20 protein-coding genes are annotated in these 22,467 nt (G+C 62.7%); 12 read left to right on the top strand and 8 right to left on the bottom strand.

The features are described 5' to 3' along the window. Positions 1-227 precede the first annotated feature (227 nt). The gene (locus ACLQ7E_RS17305) at positions 228-2,660 is read left to right on the top strand and encodes a phosphoketolase (RefSeq protein ID WP_411733811.1); all 2,433 of its coding nucleotides are present in this window, start codon (positions 228-230) and stop codon (positions 2,658-2,660) included. A 110-nt stretch (positions 2,661-2,770) separates the two neighbouring features. Here the strand turns inward: ACLQ7E_RS17305 and ACLQ7E_RS17300 are convergent, their stop codons facing one another. Both ACLQ7E_RS17300 and ACLQ7E_RS17295 read right to left on the bottom strand, forming a co-directional pair. Beyond that, positions 2,771-3,922 (bottom strand): acetate kinase, encoded by a 1,152-nt coding sequence (locus ACLQ7E_RS17300; protein WP_411733810.1) that lies wholly within the window; start codon positions 3,920-3,922, stop codon positions 2,771-2,773. Between the two features lie 644 nt (positions 3,923-4,566). After that, positions 4,567-4,824: a metal-sensitive transcriptional regulator gene (locus ACLQ7E_RS17295; protein ID WP_411733809.1), complete on the bottom strand. Its 258-nt coding sequence runs from the start codon at positions 4,822-4,824 to the stop codon at positions 4,567-4,569. Between the two features lie 533 nt (positions 4,825-5,357). Here ACLQ7E_RS17295 and ACLQ7E_RS17290 point away from each other — a divergent pair. From ACLQ7E_RS17290 to ACLQ7E_RS17275, 4 genes are all read left to right on the top strand, one after another. Then, a complete protein-coding gene (locus ACLQ7E_RS17290) occupies positions 5,358-6,755 on the top strand; it encodes an MBL fold metallo-hydrolase (RefSeq protein ID WP_411733808.1) in 1,398 nt (465 codons plus the stop codon). A 105-nt stretch (positions 6,756-6,860) separates the two neighbouring features. Then, positions 6,861-7,445: a rhodanese-like domain-containing protein gene (locus tag ACLQ7E_RS17285; RefSeq protein WP_411733807.1), complete on the top strand. Its 585-nt coding sequence runs from the start codon at positions 6,861-6,863 to the stop codon at positions 7,443-7,445. Positions 7,446-7,565: 120 nt separating this feature from the next. Further along, positions 7,566-7,862, top strand: coding sequence for a rhodanese-like domain-containing protein (locus tag ACLQ7E_RS17280; RefSeq protein ID WP_411733806.1), 297 nt, complete (start codon positions 7,566-7,568; stop codon positions 7,860-7,862). Positions 7,863-7,926: 64 nt separating this feature from the next. Further along, positions 7,927-8,823 carry a sulfite exporter TauE/SafE family protein gene (locus tag ACLQ7E_RS17275; protein ID WP_411733805.1) on the top strand — a complete coding sequence of 299 codons (897 nt, stop codon included), beginning with the start codon at positions 7,927-7,929 and terminating at the stop codon, positions 8,821-8,823. A gap of 268 nt (positions 8,824-9,091) precedes the next feature. On the opposite strand, the gene ACLQ7E_RS17270 is transcribed toward ACLQ7E_RS17275, so the two are convergent. The 3 genes from ACLQ7E_RS17270 to ACLQ7E_RS17260 form a co-directional block, all read right to left on the bottom strand. Further along, a complete protein-coding gene (locus tag ACLQ7E_RS17270; protein ID WP_411733804.1) occupies positions 9,092-9,373 on the bottom strand; it encodes a hypothetical protein in 282 nt (93 codons plus the stop codon). 131 nt (positions 9,374-9,504) lie between these two features. Continuing rightward, entirely contained in the window at positions 9,505-11,091 is a 1,587-nt protein-coding gene (locus ACLQ7E_RS17265) for a DUF4389 domain-containing protein (RefSeq protein ID WP_411733803.1), read from the bottom strand. Between the two features lie 48 nt (positions 11,092-11,139). Further along, positions 11,140-11,322: a hypothetical protein gene (locus ACLQ7E_RS17260; RefSeq protein ID WP_411733802.1), complete on the bottom strand. Its 183-nt coding sequence runs from the start codon at positions 11,320-11,322 to the stop codon at positions 11,140-11,142. Positions 11,323-11,557: 235 nt separating this feature from the next. On the opposite strand from ACLQ7E_RS17260, the gene ACLQ7E_RS17255 reads away from it, so the two are divergent. From ACLQ7E_RS17255 to ACLQ7E_RS17245, 3 genes are all read left to right on the top strand, one after another. After that, positions 11,558-11,860 (top strand): DUF4193 family protein, encoded by a 303-nt coding sequence (locus ACLQ7E_RS17255; protein ID WP_411733801.1) that lies wholly within the window; start codon positions 11,558-11,560, stop codon positions 11,858-11,860. Positions 11,861-12,536: 676 nt separating this feature from the next. Continuing rightward, positions 12,537-13,040 (top strand): hypothetical protein, encoded by a 504-nt coding sequence (locus ACLQ7E_RS17250; protein WP_411733800.1) that lies wholly within the window; start codon positions 12,537-12,539, stop codon positions 13,038-13,040. Between the two features lie 972 nt (positions 13,041-14,012). Further along, complete coding sequence (locus ACLQ7E_RS17245) at positions 14,013-14,912, top strand: hypothetical protein (RefSeq protein WP_411733799.1); 900 nt, start codon at positions 14,013-14,015, stop codon at positions 14,910-14,912. Between the two features lie 688 nt (positions 14,913-15,600). On the opposite strand, the gene ACLQ7E_RS17240 is transcribed toward ACLQ7E_RS17245, so the two are convergent. Further along, the gene (locus tag ACLQ7E_RS17240) at positions 15,601-16,356 is read right to left on the bottom strand and encodes a DUF4386 family protein (protein ID WP_411733798.1); all 756 of its coding nucleotides are present in this window, start codon (positions 16,354-16,356) and stop codon (positions 15,601-15,603) included. Between the two features lie 665 nt (positions 16,357-17,021). Between ACLQ7E_RS17240 and ACLQ7E_RS17235 the strand changes: the two genes are divergently transcribed. Both ACLQ7E_RS17235 and ACLQ7E_RS17230 read left to right on the top strand, forming a co-directional pair. Beyond that, positions 17,022-17,993, top strand: a complete 972-nt coding sequence (locus ACLQ7E_RS17235; protein WP_411733797.1) for a magnesium transporter CorA family protein — start codon at positions 17,022-17,024, stop codon at positions 17,991-17,993. Positions 17,994-18,601: 608 nt separating this feature from the next. Continuing rightward, the gene (locus tag ACLQ7E_RS17230) at positions 18,602-19,153 is read left to right on the top strand and encodes a hypothetical protein (protein ID WP_411733796.1); all 552 of its coding nucleotides are present in this window, start codon (positions 18,602-18,604) and stop codon (positions 19,151-19,153) included. A 148-nt stretch (positions 19,154-19,301) separates the two neighbouring features. Here the strand turns inward: ACLQ7E_RS17230 and ACLQ7E_RS17225 are convergent, their stop codons facing one another. Continuing rightward, the gene (locus tag ACLQ7E_RS17225) at positions 19,302-19,634 is read right to left on the bottom strand and encodes a flavodoxin family protein (protein ID WP_411733795.1); all 333 of its coding nucleotides are present in this window, start codon (positions 19,632-19,634) and stop codon (positions 19,302-19,304) included. 256 nt (positions 19,635-19,890) lie between these two features. On the opposite strand from ACLQ7E_RS17225, the gene ACLQ7E_RS17220 reads away from it, so the two are divergent. Both ACLQ7E_RS17220 and ACLQ7E_RS17215 read left to right on the top strand, forming a co-directional pair. Further along, positions 19,891-20,685, top strand: coding sequence for a hypothetical protein (locus tag ACLQ7E_RS17220; RefSeq protein ID WP_411733794.1), 795 nt, complete (start codon positions 19,891-19,893; stop codon positions 20,683-20,685). A 388-nt stretch (positions 20,686-21,073) separates the two neighbouring features. Further along, positions 21,074-21,307 carry a hypothetical protein gene (locus ACLQ7E_RS17215; protein ID WP_411733793.1) on the top strand — a complete coding sequence of 78 codons (234 nt, stop codon included), beginning with the start codon at positions 21,074-21,076 and terminating at the stop codon, positions 21,305-21,307. Between the two features lie 206 nt (positions 21,308-21,513). Here the strand turns inward: ACLQ7E_RS17215 and ACLQ7E_RS17210 are convergent, their stop codons facing one another. Then, a complete protein-coding gene (locus ACLQ7E_RS17210) occupies positions 21,514-21,819 on the bottom strand; it encodes a hypothetical protein (protein WP_411733792.1) in 306 nt (101 codons plus the stop codon). Between the last annotated feature and the right edge of the window lie 648 nt (positions 21,820-22,467).

Genomic DNA, 22,467 nt, shown 5'->3' with positions numbered 1-22,467 from the left:
TGTCTATGGCTTATGCGCGTCATAGCCAGTAGGTTCAGAGCCGTCGCCTAAACACTGTTTCCCCGCCATCCACCTCAGGGAATTGTCCCTGGATCCGGGTTAGACATCCTGATCGGAACTATTGTTCTGACGCTGCCGATCGCAACGTCGGGACCCGGTGGCGCACGGCATATACAGCGGTTCGGTCACTCATCATCACGTCGAAGCGAAAGGCACCGACCTCCTCCATGAATCTCCCCCCAGAACTGTCCGAAACGGATAACGTCCTAACACCGCAAGAACTGCAGCGCATCCACGCCTGGTGGCGGGCGGCAAACTATTTGTCCGTGGGGCAGATCTATCTCATGGACAACCCGCTGCTGCGGGAACCGCTACTGCCTGAGCATGTCAAGCCGCGACTCCTGGGGCACTGGGGCACAACCCCGGGGCTGAACTTCATTTACGCCCACTTAAACCGGGCCATCATGGAACGGGATCTGGAGATGATGTACGTCATGGGTCCGGGACATGGCGGGCCTGGCCCGGTCGCGGCGGGATGGCTGGAAGGCACCTACAATGAGACCTATCCCAACGTCTCCCAAGACCTGGAGGGGATGAAACGGTTGTTCAAGCAGTTCTCCTTCCCCGGAGGCATACCCAGCCACGTTGCCCCGGAAACCCCCGGATCCATCCACGAAGGCGGGGAGCTGGGGTATTCGCTCTCCCACGCCTACGGGGCGGCCTTTGACAATCCGGAGCTCATAGTCGCCGCCGTGGTGGGAGACGGGGAGGCAGAGACCGGACCGCTGGCGGCCAGCTGGCACTCCAACAAGTTCATGAACCCCGCCCGTGATGGTGCCGTGCTGCCGATCCTGCACCTGAACGGCTACAAGATCGCCAACCCCACAGTCCTGGCCCGGATGGACCGGGACGAACTGGACGCACTGCTGCGAGGCTACGGCCATACCCCCTACTATGTGGAGGGCGAAGACCCCGAACAGATGCACCAGGACTTCGCACGGACCCTGGATGCCTGCATCGACTCGATCCAGGAGATCAGGCGCGGTGCCCGGGAGGACGGCCGGATCGAGCGGCCCCGCTGGCCGATGATTGTGCTCCGTTCTCCCAAGGGGTGGACCGGCCCCGCCGAAGTCGACGGGAAAAAAGTCGAGGGTTCCTGGCGATCACACCAGGTGCCCTTCAGCGCCGCACGCGAAAACGACGGCCACCGTCAGATCCTGGAGGCCTGGCTGCGCAGCTACCGCCCGGAGGAGCTCTTCGACGAATCAGGGGCCCCGGTTGAAGAGATCCGCACCCTGCACCCAACAGGTCCGCGGCGGATGAGCGCCACCCCGCACGCCAACGGCGGGGTTCTGCTGCGGGACCTGCGGATGCCCGATTTCCGCGACTACGCGGTACCGGTGAACGAACCTGGCACCGGCGCGGTGGAAGCCACCCGGGTGCTCGGGCAGATGCTGCGGGACGTCATGGCGGCGAACATGGACAACTTCCGGGTCTTCGCTCCGGATGAGAACAACTCGAACCGGCTCGCAGCCGTCCTCGAAGCCACCGACCGCACCTGGAACGCCCGTACCGTGCCCGAGGACGACCACTTGGCTGCCGACGGACGGGTGATGGAAATCCTGTCCGAACACACCTGCCAGGGTTGGCTTGAAGGCTACCTGCTCACCGGCCGACACGGATTTTTCTCCTGCTATGAGGCGTTCATCCACGTCGTCGATTCCATGTTCAACCAGCACGCCAAATGGCTGGACACCAGCAACGGGATTCCCTGGAGACGGCCGGTCGCCTCCCTCAACTATCTGCTGACCTCGCACGTCTGGCGGCAGGACCACAACGGTTTCTCCCATCAGGACCCCGGCTTCATCGACCATGTGATCAACAAGAAGTCCGAGGTGATCCGGGTATATCTCCCTCCGGACGCGAACACCCTGTTATCGGTCGCCGACCACTGCCTACGCAGCCGCCAGTACGTCAACGTGATCGTGGCCGGCAAGCAGCCGCAGATGCAGTACCTGGGCATGGCCGACGCCATCGTGCACTGCACCAAGGGCATCGGCATCTGGGACTGGGCCAGCACGGACTTGGATGCCGAACCCGATGTGGTGATGGGCTGTGCCGGGGACGTGCCGACCATGGAAACCCTTGCCGCCGTCGCGATCCTGCGCTCCCGGTTCCCGGACCTCTCCATCCGGGTGGTCAACGTCGTGGACCTGCTGCGGCTGCAGGATGAGGCCAATAACCCGCATGGTCTGGCCGATCGTGAGTTTGATGCCCTGTTCACCACGGACAAGCCCGTGATCTTCGCGTACCACGGCTACCCGTGGCTGATCCACCGGCTCACCTACAGGCGCACCAACCACGGTGACTTCCACGTCCGCGGGTACAAGGAGGAAGGCACCACCACAACGCCGTTCGACATGTGCGTGCTCAACCAGATCGACCGGTTCAACCTGGCCATCGATGTGATCGACCGGGTGCCGCGGCTCCAGGATATCTCGGCGCACGTGCGCGAGGAGCTCAAAAACAAGCTCATCGAGCACCGCCAATACATCCGAACCCACGGTGAAGACATGCCCGAAATCAGGAACTGGCAATGGACGGCTGTTCCCGGTGTCGCCGACCAGTCCAAGCATGAAGCACTGGAGAATCCCGTCTAACGTGGCCCAGGCCCATCCCGGCGGTTTGCGCCTTCCCAGTCAGGCTGTCGCGGTGTCCTTTGATGCCGTGCCGTTGGACATCGTTCCGTCTTGCCCGCGTGGGGGCAGGTTCAGTGGGCCCCGACGACGGCGACGGTTGCCTCGGCGATGGCGTGCTCCTCATCCGTGGGGACCACCAGCACTGGAATGGCCGAATCCGGTGTGGAGATGGTCCGGCCTTCTTCCAAGCCAGTGGCTTCCTCGTTCGCGGCAGGGTCGAGGCTGATGCCCAGCGCTCCGAGCTTGGTCAGAAGCCGGGCACGGAAGGGGGCCGAGTTCTCTCCGACACCGCCGGTGAGCACTACTGCCTGGGCCCCTCCGCAGGCCACGTGGTAGCCGCCGATGTACCGGGCGAGCCGGTGCGCCGCTGTTTCCAATGCCAGCTCCGCTTCCTCGTTCCCGGCCGCGGCCGCCTCGGTGATGGCGCGCATGTCGTTGTGCCCGGCCAAGGCCTTGAATCCGGAATCCTGGTTGAGCAAGCTGTCCAGTCCGTCGGCGTCGTAGCCCTTGCGCAGCAGGAATACCAGCACGCCGGGATCCACGTCCCCGGACCGGGTGCCCATGACCAGGCCCTCGAGGGGCGTGAAGCCCATGGAAGTGTCCACGCTTCGCCCACCACGGACCGCTGTGACAGAGGCGCCATTGCCCAGGTGGGCGACGACGCCGTCGAACTCCTCCCACGGCACGCCCAGCAGGTCTGCGGCCCGCCGTCCCACATATTGCACGCTGGTGCCGTGAAAGCCGTAGCGGCGGATCCCGTAACGCCGGTAGAGCTCGTCCGGCAGGGCGTAGCGCCAGGCATGCTCGGGCAGGGTGCGGTGGAAGGAGGTATCGAAGACCGCCACCTGCGGCACCTTCGGCCAGGCTCGGGTAGCTTCCCGGATGCACTGCACACCGGGCGGGTTGTGGAGCGGGGCCAGCTCGTTCAGCTGCTCGATGGCGCGGATGATCTCATTGTCGATCAGGGCGGGTCCGGTGAAGCGTTCACCGCCGTGGACCACCCGGTGTCCTACGGCGTCTACGGTGCGTCCGCCGAGGACTTCGGCGAGTTCACCGCTGACGATGTTGAAGGCCTGGACATGGTCGGCCACTTCTCCTTCGCCGATCTGTTCCACGATGCCCTTGGCGATCCTCACGCCGCCGGCGCACGGCTGGTCCGGGTCGAATCGGCGGACCGAGTACTTTAGTGACGAGGAACCGGCATTGAGGACGAGGACGAGCATTGGTCAGCCTCCTGGGATCGGGCGGGCATTCAGATTCCGAATTTACCGGCTAGCCGGCAGCACCCACGATCCTACATCCGTGCTGAAACGTACAGGAGGACCCCCAGACCTCAATCGTGCCTGGAAGGACCTTGAAACCCACGTTGATGCACCGAGCGGGACGCTCCGAGCCCGATTGGCCATTGTCGGCAGAAGTTCCTGTTCAACTATTTTCATCCCTACCCCCTGGCTTCCTGCACATCCCGATTGGTATCATTTTCGCCACCCCTCTCGCAGCGGGCGCAGAGACTAGGACCGATGAAACGCCTCATGGGGGCAGCGACCGGTCCGGCGCGCGGGCAAGTCCTCGCCGCCACCTCGGATGCCTGACGGCAGCCCCCAGTGGTGGCTCGTGACAGCTTCCTTGATGCACGCAACGGGCCATGTTCTTGCCCGAACCCGGCCAGGGGCACCTCCCGGTCATGGCTCTCAATGGCAGGAAACCCGTGTGCCGATGAACTTCACCCCAGGTACGGCTCCATGGAACCGTCGTGGGCGTCCAAATACTCTTGTGACCCGACAATCCAGGAATAACCATGAGCATCTGAGTTGATCATTCCGGCCTGCTTAGCTCCTGAAGGAAGCGACTGCTGGATAGGCTGAGACTAGGCCAATGAGAGGAAAAGCTTTTCCATGTCGGCAAGGTCTGCCGTGGAGTCCTCGCTCTTCAGGCATTGCTCGAGTCCGGTGGCGATGATGGAGAACCCGGCGCGGTCGATGGCCTTGGAGGCGGCGGAAAGCTGAGTAACCACCGCGCGGCAGTCACTGCCTTCCTCCAGCATGCGAATCACCGCATTTAGCTGGCCCTGGGCTCGCTTAAGCCTGTTGATCGCGGGTTTCACAGTGTCCGCTTCCAATTGCATGGCGGTTTTCTCCTTGGTGGTCGTTTCAGTCAATTGTATACCCCCGGGGGTTTCCGGACGTTTTGAGAGCGATGACTTTAATACCCCCAGGGGTATGTGCGATACTCGAATGCAAGAGGGGCCGCCGAGCCCCGTTGATATCACAAGAACCAAGGAGCCAACACATGTGCCGCGCCACCAAATGCCGCAAGTGCCAGAAAACCACCTGGGCCGGATGTGGCCAGCACGTCAAGCAGGTCATGGCACACGTGCCCCGCAGCGAGCGCTGCTCCTGCGATCCGAGCGCCCCGAAGGAGCCCGGCAAGGGAGGTGGATTTTTCGCACGCCTCTTTGGTCGCTAAACCCAACCGCTCAAGGCCTGCGGCGATCGACACCACTGACGACGGTGACGATCGCCGCCTTTTTGCTTCCGCGAGCACTTCCCGAATGGCCGATGAGCCATTTGACGGATACCCCAGGGGGTATTATTGTTGGTACAAAGCCAGATACCCCTGGGGGTATCTTGAATGATCTACGGAACCCAAGGAGAGACCATGCTTCTCGAACGCATCTATGACGAGGACCTCGCACAGGCCAGCTACCTCATTGGCTGCCAGGCCAAGGGCGAGGCCGTCGTGGTCGACGCACGCCGCGACATCCGGGTGTACCAGGACCTCGCCGCAAAAAACGGGATGAAGATCGTCGCCGTCACCGAGACGCACATCCACGCCGACTACCTTTCGGGCACCCGGGAGCTGGCCGCGGCAACCGGCGCGGCGATCTATGTCTCGGGCGAGGGCGGGACGGACTGGCAGTACGAGTTCGAGGCCGAACGCCTCCTCGACCAATCCACCATCACCCTGGGCAACATCACCGTCAAGGCCCTGCACACCCCCGGGCACACCCCCGAACACCTCTCCTTCTTGGTCACCGACGGCGCCTTCAGCGACAAGCCCGGCTTCCTGCTTTCCGGGGACTTCGTCTTCTCCGGCGACCTGGGCCGTCCGGACCTGCTCGACGAGGCAGCCGGCGGCATTGACACCCGCTTCGCCGGGGCCCACGACCTGTTCACCTCCCTGAAGGAAAAGTTCCTGGTCCTGCCCGACTACGTGCAGGTCTACCCGGGCCACGGCGCCGGCAGCGCCTGCGGCAAGGCACTGGGAGCGATCCCCTCCTCCACGGTCGGCTACGAACGCAACTTCGCCTGGTGGGGCCCCTACCTGCAGGCAAATGACGAGGAAGGCTTCATCGAAGCACTGCTCGACGGGCAGCCCGACGCCCACGCCTACTTCGGCCGCATGAAGCGCGAAAACCGCCGGGGCCCGGCCATTCTGGGCTATCGCCCGCCGCTGGCCGAGCTCGCTCCCGGGGATGTCGCGACCGCCCTGGCCGCGGATGAAATCGGCGTGGTCGACACCCGCCACCATGCCGCGGTCCACGAAGGCACCGTCGCCGGGGCCCTGAACATTCCCGCCGGGACCAAGGCCGCCAGCTACGGCGCCTGGGCCGTGGACCCGGAAACCGACCAGCGCCCGCTGGTGCTGTTGGCGCCCGACGCCGAAGCCGCCACCGACATGTGGGACCACCTCATCCGCGTGGGAATCGACAGCGTCGCCGGCTACATCACGTCCCTGGACGGCCTGCCGGTCTACGTGCCTCGCACGATCTCCCCGGCCGAGCTGGCGGGGTTCGATGCCGCCCTGCTGTTGGATGTGCGCAACAAGACCGAGTACTCCGCCGGGCACGTGCCGAGTTCCGAGCAGCTCAGCGCCGGACGCGTCCTTTGGAACACCGACAGGCTTCCGTCCGACGGCGTAATCGTGAGCTACTGCCAGTCCGGGGTCCGCAATTCCGTGGCCTCCTCCGCCCTGCGCCGCGCCGGGTTCGACGTCGTCGAGCTCGAGGGCAGCTACGCCGGCTGGGCCAACTGGAAGCAGCTGCAGGACGCCTAAATCCCCACACACCACCACCCATTCCGCTTATTTTCGGTCCCGCATCCCCCTTTCCGGATGCGGGACCGGCCAGGTGCCATGCCCGGCAGAAAGGGCCCACAAGCCATGAACCCCACCCCCCAGACCACCAGCCCCGAAGAACTCCAGGAATGGATCGCCACCGGCTCCGACGTCGTGGTGCTGGACGTACGCTCCGCCGCCGAATTCGAATCCCTGCACATCCTGGGCTCCTACAATGTCCCCCTCCCGTTGTTGGCCGAACACACCGAGGAACTCGCCACCAAGCTCGCCACCAAGGTGGTGCTGGTCTGCCAATCCGGCGTGCGCGCCACCGAAGCCAAGACAAACCTCGCGTCAGTCGGATTCGGCAACGCCCATGTCTTGGCCGGCGGCGTCCCCGCTTACAAGCAGGCTGGCGGCCGGACCGTGGAGGGTTCCAAGCGCTGGGACCTGGAACGCCAGGTGCGCATGGCCGCAGGTTCCCTGGTGATCGCCGGCCTGGCCGGCGGGAAGTTCCTCTCCCCGCAGATCCGCACTGTCGCCGGGGTCATCGGGGCGGGCCTGACCTTCTCCGCGGCCACCAACACCTGCGCCATGGGCAAGGCCCTGGCCAAGATGCCGTGGAACAAGACCGGCAACGAGCCGACCCGCGCATCGGTCCTCGCCCAGCTTCCGCCCAAGAAGTCCTAGCACACACCCGGTTGGCCCGCGGCCAACCGGGTTCCTCCCGGTTTCCGGGCCCGGGTCGCGTTGATCCGGGCCCGGGAACCAGCCACATGCCGCTTGAACACGCCCCCGAAGGAGCAGACCATGCCAGAAATCACCATCACCGACACCGACAAGCGACGTGCTGCGGACCAGCTCCTTGACGTCCGCGAAGACTTCGAAATCACCGAGGGCATGATCCCCGGCGCCATCCACATCCCCATGGGGGAACTGAACACCCGCCTGGGCGAACTCGACCGGGCCCGCCCGGTCATCGTCATCTGCCGCAGCGGCAACCGCAGCGCCCGCGTCGCCGACGCCCTCACCGGGGCCGGTTTCACCGCCGACACCATGGCCGGCGGCATGATCGCCTGGCAACGCGCCGGCCTAGCCGTCACCTAAAGCCACGCCCCGGCGCCAACCCCGCGCGCCCCCCTGCCCTTCCTCCCCAGACAAGGCCCCCTCCATGACCCTCACCCTCGTACTGACCCTCCTGCTTTCGGTGCTGATCGGGCTCTCGCTCGGCCTGCTCGGCGGGGGCGGGTCCATCCTCACCGTCCCGATCCTCACCTACGTTGCAGGCATGAACCCCAAGGAAGCCATCGCCGCCTCGCTCTTCGTCGTCGGCGCGACCTCCGCCGTCAGCGCCGTGACCCACGCCCGCAAGAAACGCGTCAAATGGCGCACCGGGCTGATCTTCGGGGCCGCCGGCATGGCCGGGGCCTTCGGCGGCGGCCTCCTGGGGGGCCATATTCCCGGAACGATCCTCATGATCGCCTTTGCCCTCATGATGGTCGCCACCTCCCTGGCCATGATCCGCGGCCGCAAGAACCACACCACCGCCACCCGCGACGCCGAGCTCTCCGTGCTCAAGGTCATCCTCGAGGGCCTGGTCGTGGGCCTGGTCACCGGACTCGTCGGCGCCGGCGGCGGTTTCCTCGTCGTCCCGGCACTCGTCCTGCTCGGAGGCCTGTCGATGCCCGTCGCGGTCGGCACCTCGCTGGTGGTTATCGCCATGAAGTCCTTTGCCGGCCTCGGCGGCTATCTCACCGCCGTATCCCTGGATTGGGCGCTGGTTGGCGGGGTCACCGCTGCCGCAATCCTCGGCTCGTTCATCGGTTCCCGCCTGAGTGGGCGCATCCCCGAAGCCGCCCTGCGCAAGGGCTTTGGCTTGTTCGTCCTGGCCATGGGCGTCTTCGTGCTCGTCCAGGAACTCCCCTCCCCCGCGAACCTCGCCCTCGGCCTCACTGCCACCGCAATCACCGCGGCCTCCGCACTTTGCTGGTTTGCCATCCCCGCATGCCCCCTGCGACGCAAGTCCCTTGAGTCCTCCGCTGGCTCCCAGATTGCCGAAGTCCACTAGCAGCCGGCTCCTTCCCGTCCCGCACCTTCATCCCGCCACGCGAGGAGTTCCCGTTTGAAGTCGGCCGTCGCCATGCGCAGCGCTTCCCTGGGATTCGGTTCCGTGAGCCGGAAGTGAGTCCGACGTGCCCTTTGCCCGGCCATGGTCGTACGACCGCGCGACTGAGCTTCAACTTGACACGGTTCGGAAATGATCACCAGACGATCGCCGCCCTCGCAGTTGTTACGTCCAAGATCGCGAGGATCAGCCTATTGGGACTTGGGCGATCTCAAGCAGCGCTGTCAAGGCGGCGGGACCGACGGTTGAAGAGCACTGCAGCGACCGCACACGCGATCCCGAAGGCGATGACACCAGGGAAGCCAATATAGAACTCGAACACCAATGTGCCGCCTTCAGAGAGTCGGTCCGCGGTGAAGAACGACGGCATTGTGACCGATCTTCCCGTGATCCAAACCACCAGACCGGCGATCATGCCGAAAATGAGGGCAAGGATCAGACCGCTTGCCAGTCCTTCGGCAGCCGATTTGGCCATACTCTGAGTCTTGCTCATTGCCCTCCTGTCAGTGCTGATGCTGAGAGCTTACGTGACACCGTGTCGAAACATGGCTCATCAGCTGGGTGCGGCCCGGCCTCGGCACGCCGCTCCGAAGGGGCTGAACCCATCCGGCGGACCACGCAGGTTCAGGTGGAAACGGGCGGTTGGTTCCCCGGTTCCGGAGTCCCGTTCCCCTCCACTGTTCCCTGCCCATCGGGCGGAGCGGCGGTCGGGTCAAGTGGTCCCTGATCGAGGCGAAACGGCGGGTACTCATCGCGCATCAGCAACACATACGCGGAGACCCGGTAGACCCAGCGGTTCACACCCATGATCAGGGCGAACAACCCGTGCCAATAGCGGCCGGTGAACAGCAGTAGCACCGCGGCGACCAACACGAGCAGCCCCAGCAGCGAAGGTCCCCAGGTATTGCTGGAAAGCTCCGCGCCGTCCTCCCAGCCGCCGCTCCACGTGGCGCCGGTGCCGCTGGTGAAGATGCCAATGACCAGCAGGTGCGGGATCGCCAGCAGCCACCACTTCACCAACACCAGTCCACGAGAGAGCCGCTGCGGGTAGGCGACATCAAGGTCGGCGGGATAATCGGCGCTCGCCAAGGTGAAGGGCGGGTACCTGTCGGTGCCCAACGCGGAGTACCCGTAGAAACCCACCCTCCAGGACCAACGGAGCACACCGACGTTGTAGCAGAACCAGGACCTCGGATAGCGGCCGGTGAACAGGATCGCGACCCCGGCAGCGATGGTGGTCACCACGAGGCCGACCCACAGCAATGCCAGGACAATGTAGTGCGGCACCGCCAACAACCACTTCACCAGCCACAGCCCCCGCGACAGCCGTTCGTCCAGAACACCGGAAAATCTGAGCGGATACACCGAGAACGGCGTCTTCCCCCGCCCCGCATGCTCCGCCAGGGCGGCCCCGGGACCTTGGCCGGTGCGCGGACGGGCGGCGTCGATGTCCCGGCCCAGCCCGGCCGTTCCCAGCAACAGCAGGGGGATTCCGAGGACCAGCGCAATCAGGCCGGCGACCAGCAGGCCGGTGCCGATCGGCCCCAGCAAGTCAGAGCGGGCACCGGCCTGCAGGTCCACCCACACCGGAGCGCTGGCATCGGCGTTCATGACCACCAGGGCCCATCGGCCGGGCTCCAGGTCCCACGAGATCTCCTGGGAACCGGGCCCCGAGGCCGAGGCGGTCCAGAAGTCCTGTTCCCCCGGGGCGGCCGGGACCCGGTTCCCGGCCGTCGTCCGCTCATTGTCCTTCAACCACGACATACGCCCCGGCCATTGGTCGGCAGAAGACAAAGTGGTGTCCCCGAGGGAGGAGCGAGCCACGTCCTGCAGGTACGCCTCGACGTCTGAGGCTTCGGCTATCCCGACGAAGATCTCCTGGTCCGGGACGACATTCGCGACGCGCACGTGGATGCTGGCCAAGTCCCCGATCTGAGGGAGGGCACGCATGCCCTCGGACCCAGGGTCGAGGACCACCGACGGGCTGGTCAGCGCATATCCCGTGCTCCGATATCTTTCGGTGTCACCCACAAGGTAACGGCCGTCGCGCTGGGCTGCGTCGGCGCCCAGCGTCACGGCTCCGCCGATGGCCAGACCCAGTCCGAGCGTACTGAGCAGCACGCCGAGGACCAGCAAAACCCAGTGTCCTGGCTTCATGCGTGCCGGCGGCGAAGGGAGGGGTGCAAACGGTGGAGCTGCATGGGAGGCCATGGCAATCCTTTCGATGCTCGTGACTGTACCGTTGACCAGCGTGAACGCCTATGGTGGGGCGGGCCGGATCCTGGCAGCAATAGCGGCTCCCCACTGCCGCGCCCGGGTTTCATCCTCGGGCGGCAACTGGTTGGTGGAGCTGACGAGGAAGTTCCCCGGCCCGGCCACCAGGCTGAAACCGTGGCGGCGCAGGGCCTTCGCGATCGCCTTGCCGGCCCGACCGATGAACAAAGCCGGAGCCTTGACCCAAGGGTCCAAACCAGCCGCTCCTCTGCCGTTGGGCATGTCTTCTCAAAGTAGGTGCCCCACCGTCCCAAATACCGTTTCCTTGGTTTTCTTGAGTAACTGGTTGAGGGATCAAGCGGATATCCTTCGTTCGAGCACGCGCGGTTTTTGGGGGTTTGCCTCCGCGAGTTCCCCGGGTCTACACTTTCGACACCACACAGACCTGCCCGGGGGAAAGACCATGGCCCAGGATTACGACGAAGCTCGACCGGAGGTGGCTGAAGCTTCCGAACGCACCTTGAAAGACGTCCGGCAAATGGATGCACCCAGCGCCAAGAGCGTCCAATCCGACCTGGAGGAAACGGACCTTTCCGAGGGAACAGAGCTTCCGGGGGCGATCGTGCTCGATGAGCTCGTGGTGGAGGTCGTTCCCCAGGGATCGGATGAGTTTGTCTGCGGGGAATGTTTCACCGTCCGGCACCGAAGTCAGGCAGCCAGGGAGTTCGATGGTGTGAAGATCTGCCGCGATTGCGCGGAACTCTAGGAACCCCCGGCTCCTGGCGACGAGACGACGCAAGGCCCGGTTGGCGGCCGCGGCACTATGGCATCCATTCGCCCGCGCAATCTGGCCAGCTTGGCGACGGCGAACAGTTCACCCTTCGTTCCGGTCTTGAACGCCGTCCGTGCGTGGGCCACACTGATTCTGAACCCTTGGATCAAGCCGCGTGAACGCGTCAACAAACAATTGCATAGATCAGGATGGACCATGAACGTGCCTCAGCCGTCTTCCGACGGAGCCGAACCCCACCACCCTTCCTTGCTTCTTGTTGGCAATCCGGAACCTGTTCCCCTGGCATTTGGATCGTCTGCCACATGCGAAGTGTGCCAAACCGCGGAATTTCTGGTCTTTGAGAAAATCGCTCCCGTCCAGGGTTTGGGAGCGGTCCGGCCCATTGAGTGGGACGTCGACTACTGGTGTGGAAAGTGCGAAACCTATTACGGGTTTCGGGCACAGGGTCGCAGCAGGGACCAGCACATCCTGTAATCGAACCCCGCGGGACATGTCAGAAGCCCCCGACCTGCGCACCGGTCGATTTCGTCGAAACGGCCTCCAGCGACTGATACCGAATATCGGTGATTCATATCGGGACCACCGCCACGAGCTATCTCTAGCCAGGCACACATGGCCCAGCGCCAGAACCTTAGGAAGGTCGTGAATCGTGAGTCTCCCGATTTCCAGCAGGATATTTTCGAGCGCACTCGTCGTACTTCTGATTTTCGGTGCCGTTTCGGCATTCGGTGGAGCCGTGCTGGCGATTGTCTTCAACGGAGCGGGGGTCCCGTTGGAACATCTGGCTGGCACTCCGTTCTCGACCTTTTTCATCCCGGGTCTCATACTGGGCGGCATCTTGGGCGGAACCCAGTTGGTCGCAGCATTGGCCTTGCTCAGACGACGCCATTGGGCGCCGCTGATGGCGGCGATTGCCGGTTTTGGAATGTTGATATGGATCTTCATCGAGCTGGCCATTGTTGGCTATTCCTGGCTGCAGAGCGTCTACTTCGGGCTGGGCGCGTTGGAACTGATCCTCGTTCTGGCCCTGCTGGGAATCGCGCCCGGACTCGTTTCTCCCGGGCACACAAACCTGCCAGCAATTGCAGGACCGATTGGTACCGGGCCCCGTCAAGCCAGCCGTCGTAAGAAAAGGCAACGTAGCCGCGCCTAATGGGATGCGGAATACTTTCCTGCGCTGCTGGGGCCTCCTCTGTGGCCCGTCCTCCGGGCCTGCTGTGCGGTAGATGGTGTCCATGGGGCGTGCATCGCATCCGCCAGCGGAAAATCGTCCGGGGCTTGAAAGGGACGCCACCTCTTCGCGGGAGCTTTGGGGGTGTCAGGCCACGATCGTCTTCGGCCTCACGCAACACCCTGGCTGCACCGTCATGGCATGTTGTCGCCGTCCCACCGCCGCAAATGGCGGGTTCGGGCGCTCCACACCATCAACGTCGGCCCTGGCGGGCCTATGCACGGTTCCTGCTTCCGTTCAGAAGACATCCGTTGATGGAAACGGGGTTTGCCCCCGAGCACAGGACCGTGAGATACCGGTCTGCATACTGTCCTGCACACACCGGCCTTTCCACGTTACTAAGTGCCACGTTGAATCGGCCCCGCCTGATGCACACACACACACACACACACACACACCGGGCGGGGCCTCCCATCATATCGCCGGAAGGCCGGCCGCTCCCCGGCCTTACGGGTAAGACCGATCGATTCGGCCTGCCGAAAACATTGCCATGATCTTGTGCAATACCAGATCGCGATCTTGAGGTACCCCCGGGATAGTGATTGATGTAGCCGGTCTTGGGGGCCGGCTAACCAAATGCAGCGGCCTGCCAGCCCTGATTCCCTTTCCCTGGGGACATCGCCCCGCGGATCTTATGAAACCTGCGGCAACACGCAGCCTCGAAAATATCCGAAGCCATCTGCACAGGTTCCGGTGAACGACCGGCTTGCGGGAAGCCAAGGAACCTGTTGCATGAGGAGCGCGTGGGCTAGCAACCCACCTACACGCGCGATGACAATCCGAACACTTTCGTGGCGAGACGGCCGAGGCTCAAGCTCAAGGCGCGTTTGATAAGCAATTCTGCCAGGACCTTCGCCTCTCGCGGTCCGTCGGTACGCGGGCTTGACTACTCGCATGAACACGAACGTGGAACCAAGGGCCCGGACCTTTCGCTTTCTCATGCGGGCGACGATGCTGCATGTCGTCACGTATCTGGTGGTCGGGATCGTCGCGTCGATCGTGCTCGATTATGCGTCGTTGTTCGCCCGGCCTGTTATCCGTGATTACATGGTCGAGTTCGGATCGGTGTCTCTGTTCATCGGCCCGGTCATTCAGGTGTTTCGTGGCATCATCATCGCGGCCGTGTTGCTGCCCTTCCGTGAAGTCTTCGCGCAGCGGCTGGGATGGCTCTGGTTGTGGTTGATCCTCGTCGGCATCGGGATCTTGTCCACCTCGGCAGCAGCGCCGTCCTCAATCGAAGGCATCACCTACACGCAGCTTCCACTTTGGTACCACGCCATCGGGATGCCGGAGATGCTCGTGCAGACACTCACTTTCAGTGTGCTCGTCGCCCTTTACGAACGCCACCCGGAAGGCCTGCTCGCAGGGCTTCCACCAGTCTTCGAACGTCTTGTGCGCGCGCTGGTCTCAGCATCGCTAGCCTTCGTCGGCTACGCCTTGATATCGGTGGTATTCGCCGTCTTGTCCGGCGCTACCATCGACGCCGCACAGTCTTTGAGCGTGCAGGTCCAAGGATTGTTCGTGGGACCTTTCCTCATCAACTTCGCGCTCGCTTTCATCGCCGCGGGGGGCCTCACCCCCGCACGGCGCATTATTGTCGGAGTCGGGTCATATGTCCTGAGTGCCGCGATGATCCTGACGTACCAGACGATCTTTCTCAGCATTCCCAACATCGTATACGCGTCGGTCGCACCGATTCTTCCAGCGGTCGTGGTCTGGCTGCTCGCCCCCAACCGAGAACGGGCTGAGCCCAACACGCCAACAATCTCGGCAACCCAGCGCGATCTTCGATAACGGGGCACGACTGGATTACCCGTCCCGCAGCCATGATAGAGATTTGCTTTTCAGGCAACGCTGGAGGATTGAGCGGCACGTTCAAGAAGGCACGGCGCGCATCAAACTGTCACGGACGGGCGCCCACGTACGACGACGCTCTAGCCCAAATGAGTTTCGGATCGTGGCGCTCCCTGATCCTGCGCCGATCGTAGCATCCGGGAGGGGTCGAATCTGGGACGAAGCTCTTTCAAAGGCACCTGCAATCAAGAGTCATTCAGTTTCGCTACACACGCGGACAGCTTTCCCTTAGATTGCCAGGATCAGGCCTAGCAGAGGGCTGCGCCATGACGGTGGAGGCGATCGCGAACCACCACGCTCTGTCAGAACTTGCGGACCGGTCTTGAAGAAGGCGGGCATGTGGAGTTTTGGCTAGTCATTCGTTGAGAAGGTTCGCCACGGGGTCCTGAGGCTTTGTGGTTCATGCACCAGCGTCTAGCAACGGTGACGAACCTCGACGAAAAATAGGACAAGGTGGTGACCTCGCTGCCACGGTCCCCAATGGCATCAACGGTCGGTTTCCCGCCGGGCAGGCATTTAGTGGGAAACAGAAAAGAAATGACGTGCAAGTCGATCGAGGTGAACCTGCTTCCCTGGGCAGTGCCAGGCCAGTCGAATGACGAGATAATGAAGCCATCGGCCCCGAGCTTTAGTTGGTCGTTGGCGGGACCATCAGCCCTCCAGCGGCGGACACGGGTGGTGTCCGCCGGCCGAGCAAGATGAGTGCGACCCCGACGGAGATGAACCAGGCCCAGAGCAGGATGCCGTAGCCCCAGTAAAAAAATGGCGCGGCGTACCGGAGTGCTTCGCTGAGCATGCCCAGCGCCCCAGTCACCGCTCCGAGCCATCCGATTGCGCGCGGCATGACACCTCTTGTCATCACGACAGAGATCAGGAGGATGCCCGCGGCGGACAGGACAGCGACAATCGCCGGGGTGTTGTTCTCGGCCACAATCGCCTCCGCAGCGATTGCGAACCGGTCGCGCTCCGCGACGGCTGCAGCCATATACTGATCGCTGAGGTACACGAGGGTGAGCGAGCCACGGCTGGTGACGGGGATGGCCAGGAACATGGCCCACGACAACGCCCCGAGGAGGGCGCCGATCAGGGCGAAGCTCTTGTTGATGGGTTTCAGCGCAATGAAAAGAGCGACGAAGACCAGCACAGCGAGAACATTCGGGAGGATCCACAGCACCTGTTCCAGCACATAGGGCACCTTATTTGCGGCGATGAACTCCAGCGTCTCCGCACCTCCATCCACCGGCGGTGGAGCGACGAAGTCCACGACAAGCGCGCCGATCAACAGCAGCACAAAAGCGATAGACCCGATCCCGGCCACCAAGTAGAGGGAACGCCACGTTGGCATCCCCGCCTCGCTGAGCGTTCCTGACGCGTTCACGGTCATTTTCCCAGTCCTTCACGCCGGCCTAGTCAGACCCATCGGCGCAGGTAGCGTGTTCGGGGCGGTCGGCCGGTTCGGTTCGGTGTGTTCCTATCGTCGTCCTACTGAGGCTGTTGATGAAGTGGCTTAGGTCCCATGAGCAATAGATACAAACCATACGGCGGCAAGTGGGCGGTCGAGACTGAGGCCTACTGTCTGCTGGCTGAACTTGCCTCACAGAGGAACAACTTGGAACAGACCCAAGGACTCTGAACGGGATCAAACACTATTGCTCGGTAAGATACCGGATGCGCATGCGATCGCCGAGCAGCTGATGTTCCATGTGCCCGATGGGGGTGGCGAATGGATCTTGCTGCCGAGCCTCTAGATCGCATACTCCGCGGTCGGCCTTGGGGAGCTCGGGTGCGTACTCGCATTGTCTCTCGCCTCAGGACGGATTAGGGGGATCCGACCTCTTTGGCGGTGAGCCGTTTCCGCGCGGACTCCTGCTCGAGGAACTCCCGCTCAAATGCCCCCAAGACACGGAGAGCGTCCACGAAAAGGCCAGATCCATAAATGTCGTTACCTTCGCACAAGCTGGAACGGTTCACTCTCAGACGGGCTTCTTGATGCCAGCGGTTTCGGCGATGCGCCGGCCTTGATTGCACAGCGACTGTGATACTGGCGGTATGAACACCACAAGATGCTATCGTCGAGGAGTCCTACTGGATGAAGGCTTCCCGCTGGAGGGGCTCGATGAACATCTGATTCACGAAGACACCGTCATCTGGGTCGACCTGTACAGGCCCACGCCGCAAGACCTGCAGACCGTTGCCGACGAACTCAGCCTGCATTCGCTCGCCGTCGAAGGCGCTACGACGGTGCAACAGCGACCCAAATTCAACCGCTACGAGCATCATGACTTTCTCAGTGCTTATGCTGTCCGCCTTGATACAGCCTCGGGGGAGCTGGGTACGGCTGAGATTGCGGCCTTTATCACTCCCAAGGCCCTTATCACTGTGCGCAAGGATGATGCTTTCCCCATTCAGGATTTGATTGACCACCTAGAACAGAACGCCGAACTCATCACGCATGGCATCAGTGCGCTCCTCTACGGGCTGCTCGACTTCATAGTCGACGGGCACTTCGACACCGTGCAAATGCTCGATGAACAAATAGAGACCCTCGAGGACCTGCTCTTCGACGAACGATCCCACGACACTGACGTGCAACGCCGCAGCTTTGAACTGCGAAAGAGTCTTGTTCGACTACGTCGGGTGGTGCTTCCAATGCGCGAGGTTATCAACACGCTCATTCGACGAGACGTCCAGCTGGTTCCCCGCGAAATGGCACCGTACTACCAAGACCTCTACGACCACGTGCTGAGAGCCACCGAGTGGACCGACAGCTTACGGGATCTGGTCTCCACGATCGTGGAAACCAATCTGACCATCCAAGGCAATAGACTCAATATCATCACCAAGAAGGTCACAAGTTGGGCCGCCATCATCGCCGTACCGACCGCTATCACCGGTTTCTACGGCCAGAATTTGCCCTACCCCGGCTTCGCCCACGAGTCCGGCTTTATCGCATCAACGCTTTTGATTGCGGTGCTGTCGGTAGGTCTCTTCATAATCTTTAGGCGCAAAGACTGGCTATGAGCCCACACGCTTCGCCGCAGTTGCGCGTTGAGGTTTCCGTGCCCGCGAAGATCTCCATGAACAATGAGCCCTCGCCTCCATCAGCGGTCGGGCATCACTAGTGCCGACCTTGCACGACTCGAGAGCGTGAGCCCACAGTCGATGAGCTCGACAGTCGGTTCCCTCATCCTGGGCGGCCACGTGCTCGCAACCCCGTCTGCGGAAGACGGCCGGCGGCGCGAGTTGCATCTCACCGATACCGGGCGTGACCTCGTAGAGGCGGTGCGCCCTGAAAAAGTCCTGAGCAGCTGCCCTGAATCTCCCTCCCTACTGTCAGACTGGCCGTGTCTGTAGGCTCGGGCTATGGATACCGCGGAGCCAGGACCCGAAACCAATGTACTCAGGGTGCATGACTGCTGGAGGTATCTTTGCTCTGCCTCCGACTGCAGTGGAGCCTACCTCTTCGGGGCACAGAGACGTCGGCTCGAGCACGTGGCAGGCCGCACTGTCTGGAGTGGACACCGGAGAGCGGTAGGCGCATGACAGGCTCATTCATGCGGCGGTGGGTACTTGCCGTTACTGCAGGGGAAGCCATCGGATTCATGGTCCCGGCCGCAGTGGGTGGACTGTTGGCGCTGGCAGCAGCGCCGGGCATTGTGGTCTACCCTTTGATGATTGTTGCCGGCGCGTGCGAAGGGGCCCTGCTCGGGGCCGGTCAGTCGATCGGTTTTGGTCCTTCGGTCGTACGACGTTCCTCGTGGGTCGTGGCTACCGCAGGGGGCGCTGCAGTCGCATGGGCCATTGGTATGCTGCCCAGCACGATCGCCGGCTTCGACCCAGGTTCTCCGTCAGCCCTGCCCTGGATTCTCGTGGGCGCGGTACTGCTTCTGGTTTCGATTCCGTCCTTGCAATGGCTTGTCCTGCGCCGCCTGATCCCGCGTTCCTTCTGGTGGATTCCCGTTAACTCTCTTGCGTGGTCAGCCGGTATCCTCTGGACATTGGCACCGTCGCCGTTCATCGACGAAAAGACACCATTTCCGGTGCTGTTGGTGGTCTACGTATTGGCGGGGATTCTTATGGCTGCCACCGTAGCTTCACTGACCGGCTTCGCTGCGCGGCGCGTCGTGGAATCCGCTACTTCCAAGGGAGCAGGAGGCACCGGGGCCGTTGCATCCGAGTAGCAGAAACGACCTCTCTGGAACTGGACTCGGCCCGCGGCCAACTGTCCTGCTCCACCACATCGCCCGTGGCCATGGGCATCGAATGCTTCGAGGATAAGGCCGAACAAATCCTCGCCGAGGCCGTGCAGGCTGCTTTCGGAACTACCACCTAACCTGCGGACCGCCCCGGGGAAGCGTGCTGCTCTCTGTGCTTGCGCATGCCTCGTTGAACGCTGGGTGGGGTTTTGTCGCGTTGACCCGGCAGACATCGATCACTGTCTTCGTGTGTGGGTCCCCCGACGACCAACAGATCGAGGCCCCTTAGGTCTATCCTGCCTACAGCGTAGACGGAAACCACGTCAGTCGCCGTCGCCAGTCCTTCGGCTATTGCTTGGGCAATGCGGTGAGTATTGCCGTACATCGACTCGTAAACAACGGCTGCTTTCAATGTCCTGCCTCCAAGCTGCAACTTGTTTCGGCATCCGTCGTCGAACGTGGGCATTGATAGGGATGAACGCCTCTGACTTCCGACGTTACAGGTCCGTGTTTTGGCCTGCTGCTGAGGTAGTCCATCGTGTTCTTTCTCGGACAGGCCTTGCGGCTATCGCCGCCACCGACTTCACTGGGGCATACAGGCGCAGCTCAAAGTACTCCGCGCCGCGACCCCGAGAAAAATCAGCCAGCGCACCCTTCCCCGAAAGGGCACCATGCTCAGTCATATCAACCTTCATCGGTCCCTGTGGGCTGTTATCAGCATCATGACACTCGTTGCCGCAGCATTAGGGCTGTGGCGCCCCGCGATCTACGACGGAATCGTCAGCGAAGAACTCATCCCGGGGGCCTTTTCACAGGACCTGCTCTCCGTGGCTGCCGCGCTCGGCCTTCTGTACCTGGCCGTCACGGCCCACGGCAACCGGGTGAAACGGCAGATCATAGCTCTGGGGCTCCTGGGATATCTGTTCTACGCATACGGGATATACGTCATCGAGCGCGCCTACAACGGCCTGTATCTCGTTTACATGGCAGTTTTCACCTTGGCCTTTTGGGCTCTGGTCTGCGCCGGAGCCCACATACGCCGTGACCTCCCCCAGCCGGCCCTCCCGAAAACTGTTCGGCTGCTATCGGCCTCCGGTGCCATCCTGCAGCCACTCATCTTCTACCCACTCTGGATAGGGATGCTCCTGCCCTTGATGCGCACCGGGGAGCAGATCGACTCCCTCTACTCAATATTCATTCTGGACCTGTGCTTCATCATGCCCACCTTCCTGATCCTCTCCGTCCTGGCCTACAGGTCGCATGGAACCGGGCTGCTTCTACTGCCTGCTATCTACGTTCTCGGCTTCACCCTCATCTTCTCCCTGGCGGTGGGCGAGCTGGTCAAGCCGCTGTTCAATGCCACGCTGAACCCGGGGGAATTCTGGCCCGCACTCGGGCTTTCCATGCTCTTCCTAGTACTGGGCATCCTGCACTTGAACAAACTTCGTATCGACGAGGCTGGGATGACAGCGGCAAATGGTGACAACGGCGCCTATAAAGCGGAAAGGCCGGCGTAAGGGGAACGCCGCGCAGAGCCCGTCTGCGACGGTCCTGCCGCCGGGTTGTCAACAGCCCGTTTCTCCGGCTCCTCGCCAACAGCTCGGGTCGAGGGCTCCACCGGCAATGATGCTCCCCATCATGGTCATTGCCGGTTTGGTTGGCGGCCCTCTAAATGGCCAATGCCGACCAGTGCCTACCCACGGGGCTCTTCTCGGCCATGAAACTTCCGCTGACGTGCAGAAGTTGAAGAGGACAGTTACGGGAGAGACCAACAAAACATGCTGCCTCGCTTTAGCGTCCTGAAGCCTGCGGTTCGTGAGACGGATAGACAGACAGTGGGGCACTACCGGCAGTAGCGGACCCAAAGCTACATGCACCCTATTGCGGTGGGCTCTACTTCGCCAAATGGGAGTTTCCCGGAACGAACACCTGGATCTAATTTCCGTCGTCCTTGACGAGCGCGTCGTGCTGCTCGTGATGGGGGCGACCGTGCTGCTCGGCACGATCCCCTTCGCGCAGTGGTTTGTGCTGCACCGCGAGGGGGCGTTTCGATGGGTTCCGGTGAACGTGGGTGCCTGGCTTCTGGCGATCCTGTGGACTGCGGCGCCGTCACCCTTCGTCGACGAAGGCAGCCCCTGATTCTGGTCGCAGCCCTCTACCTCGTCGCGGGCCTGCTGATGGCTGTCACGGTCGCTGCGCTGACGGCTCCTCTGGCCCGGTCGCTCTTCGGGAGATGACCGCGCGTGTGTGTGTTGCCGGTCGAACAGACCGAGCAGCGCGAGCACACAGCCGAGCTTCGCCAGGCCGATAGCGGAATAGACGATCTGGAGGATTGGCAACGTGATTCATCCACCGCTGATGTCCGGCACATGGAACAGCAGTTGCTCCGCGATGATCCAGATCACAAGCGCGAATCCTGCGACCGCGGTCCAGAAGGCCGCCGAAGCCCGGCGGAGCAGCAGGTGCACGAAGGCAAGCAGCTGTGTTCCGCCGACCACGACGAAGAGGATGATCGCGGGCCACAGGTAACTTTCGAACGGACTGCCCTCAAGGAAGTCGAGTCGCCAGCCCGGAGCGCCACGGGGGCCGAGATAGACGAATCCGGCGATGGCCGAAACCACGCAGAACCCAGTGAAGATCAGGAGCAGCACACGCCACACGCTTCATCACCCCCCTCGTGATGCGGCCCAGTCTGCAGCGATCCTCGTAGCGACACGAGTGGTCGCGATGACTCACAAGAAACCTCTGCGTAGGTAACCTTTCTCTCATAGGTAGTGGCAAGCCTGAGGCTGGATGCCAGACTTGACCCGCATGGGCCGGGCGTGACTCGTAACTGTTTTGACCTGCCCTCGGCAGTGTCTTTCCCCTGGCTTGTCCGCTCAGCCCGTGAGGCCAGTTTGGCTCGCACGGTGGCCTGATAGGAGGTTGTCCATCCCGCGGCACCCCGCAGGACGTGACTCGTTAGAGAATTGCCTCGGCGCGATCCCACCCCGGCTGGCCGACCATTATCCCGTCTTGGGAAGGAAGCCACTGCCATGATTGCAGTCCGGGAAAAACTCAAACATCGTCGGCGTGGGCACCCACGCCCGCACCAACACCTACGCCATCCTGGAGGCAGCCACCGGCGAGGTCGTGGATACGGCCACGTTCCCCGGTCGCCGCCGCCCTCTTCGCCCACACCGCCGAGGACGCACACCGCACCGCCGTCCACACCCAAATCCTGGCCGCCGAGGCCGACGAGTCGTATGAGTTCTGAATGACGAGCTCGTTCCACATGTCCCAGCAGAAGAGGCCGGCCT

The organism is Paeniglutamicibacter sp., from assembly GCF_046714615.1.
Lineage (GTDB): Bacteria > Actinomycetota > Actinomycetes > Actinomycetales > Micrococcaceae > Paeniglutamicibacter.
This window is presented reverse-complemented; position numbering and strand designations above follow the sequence as displayed.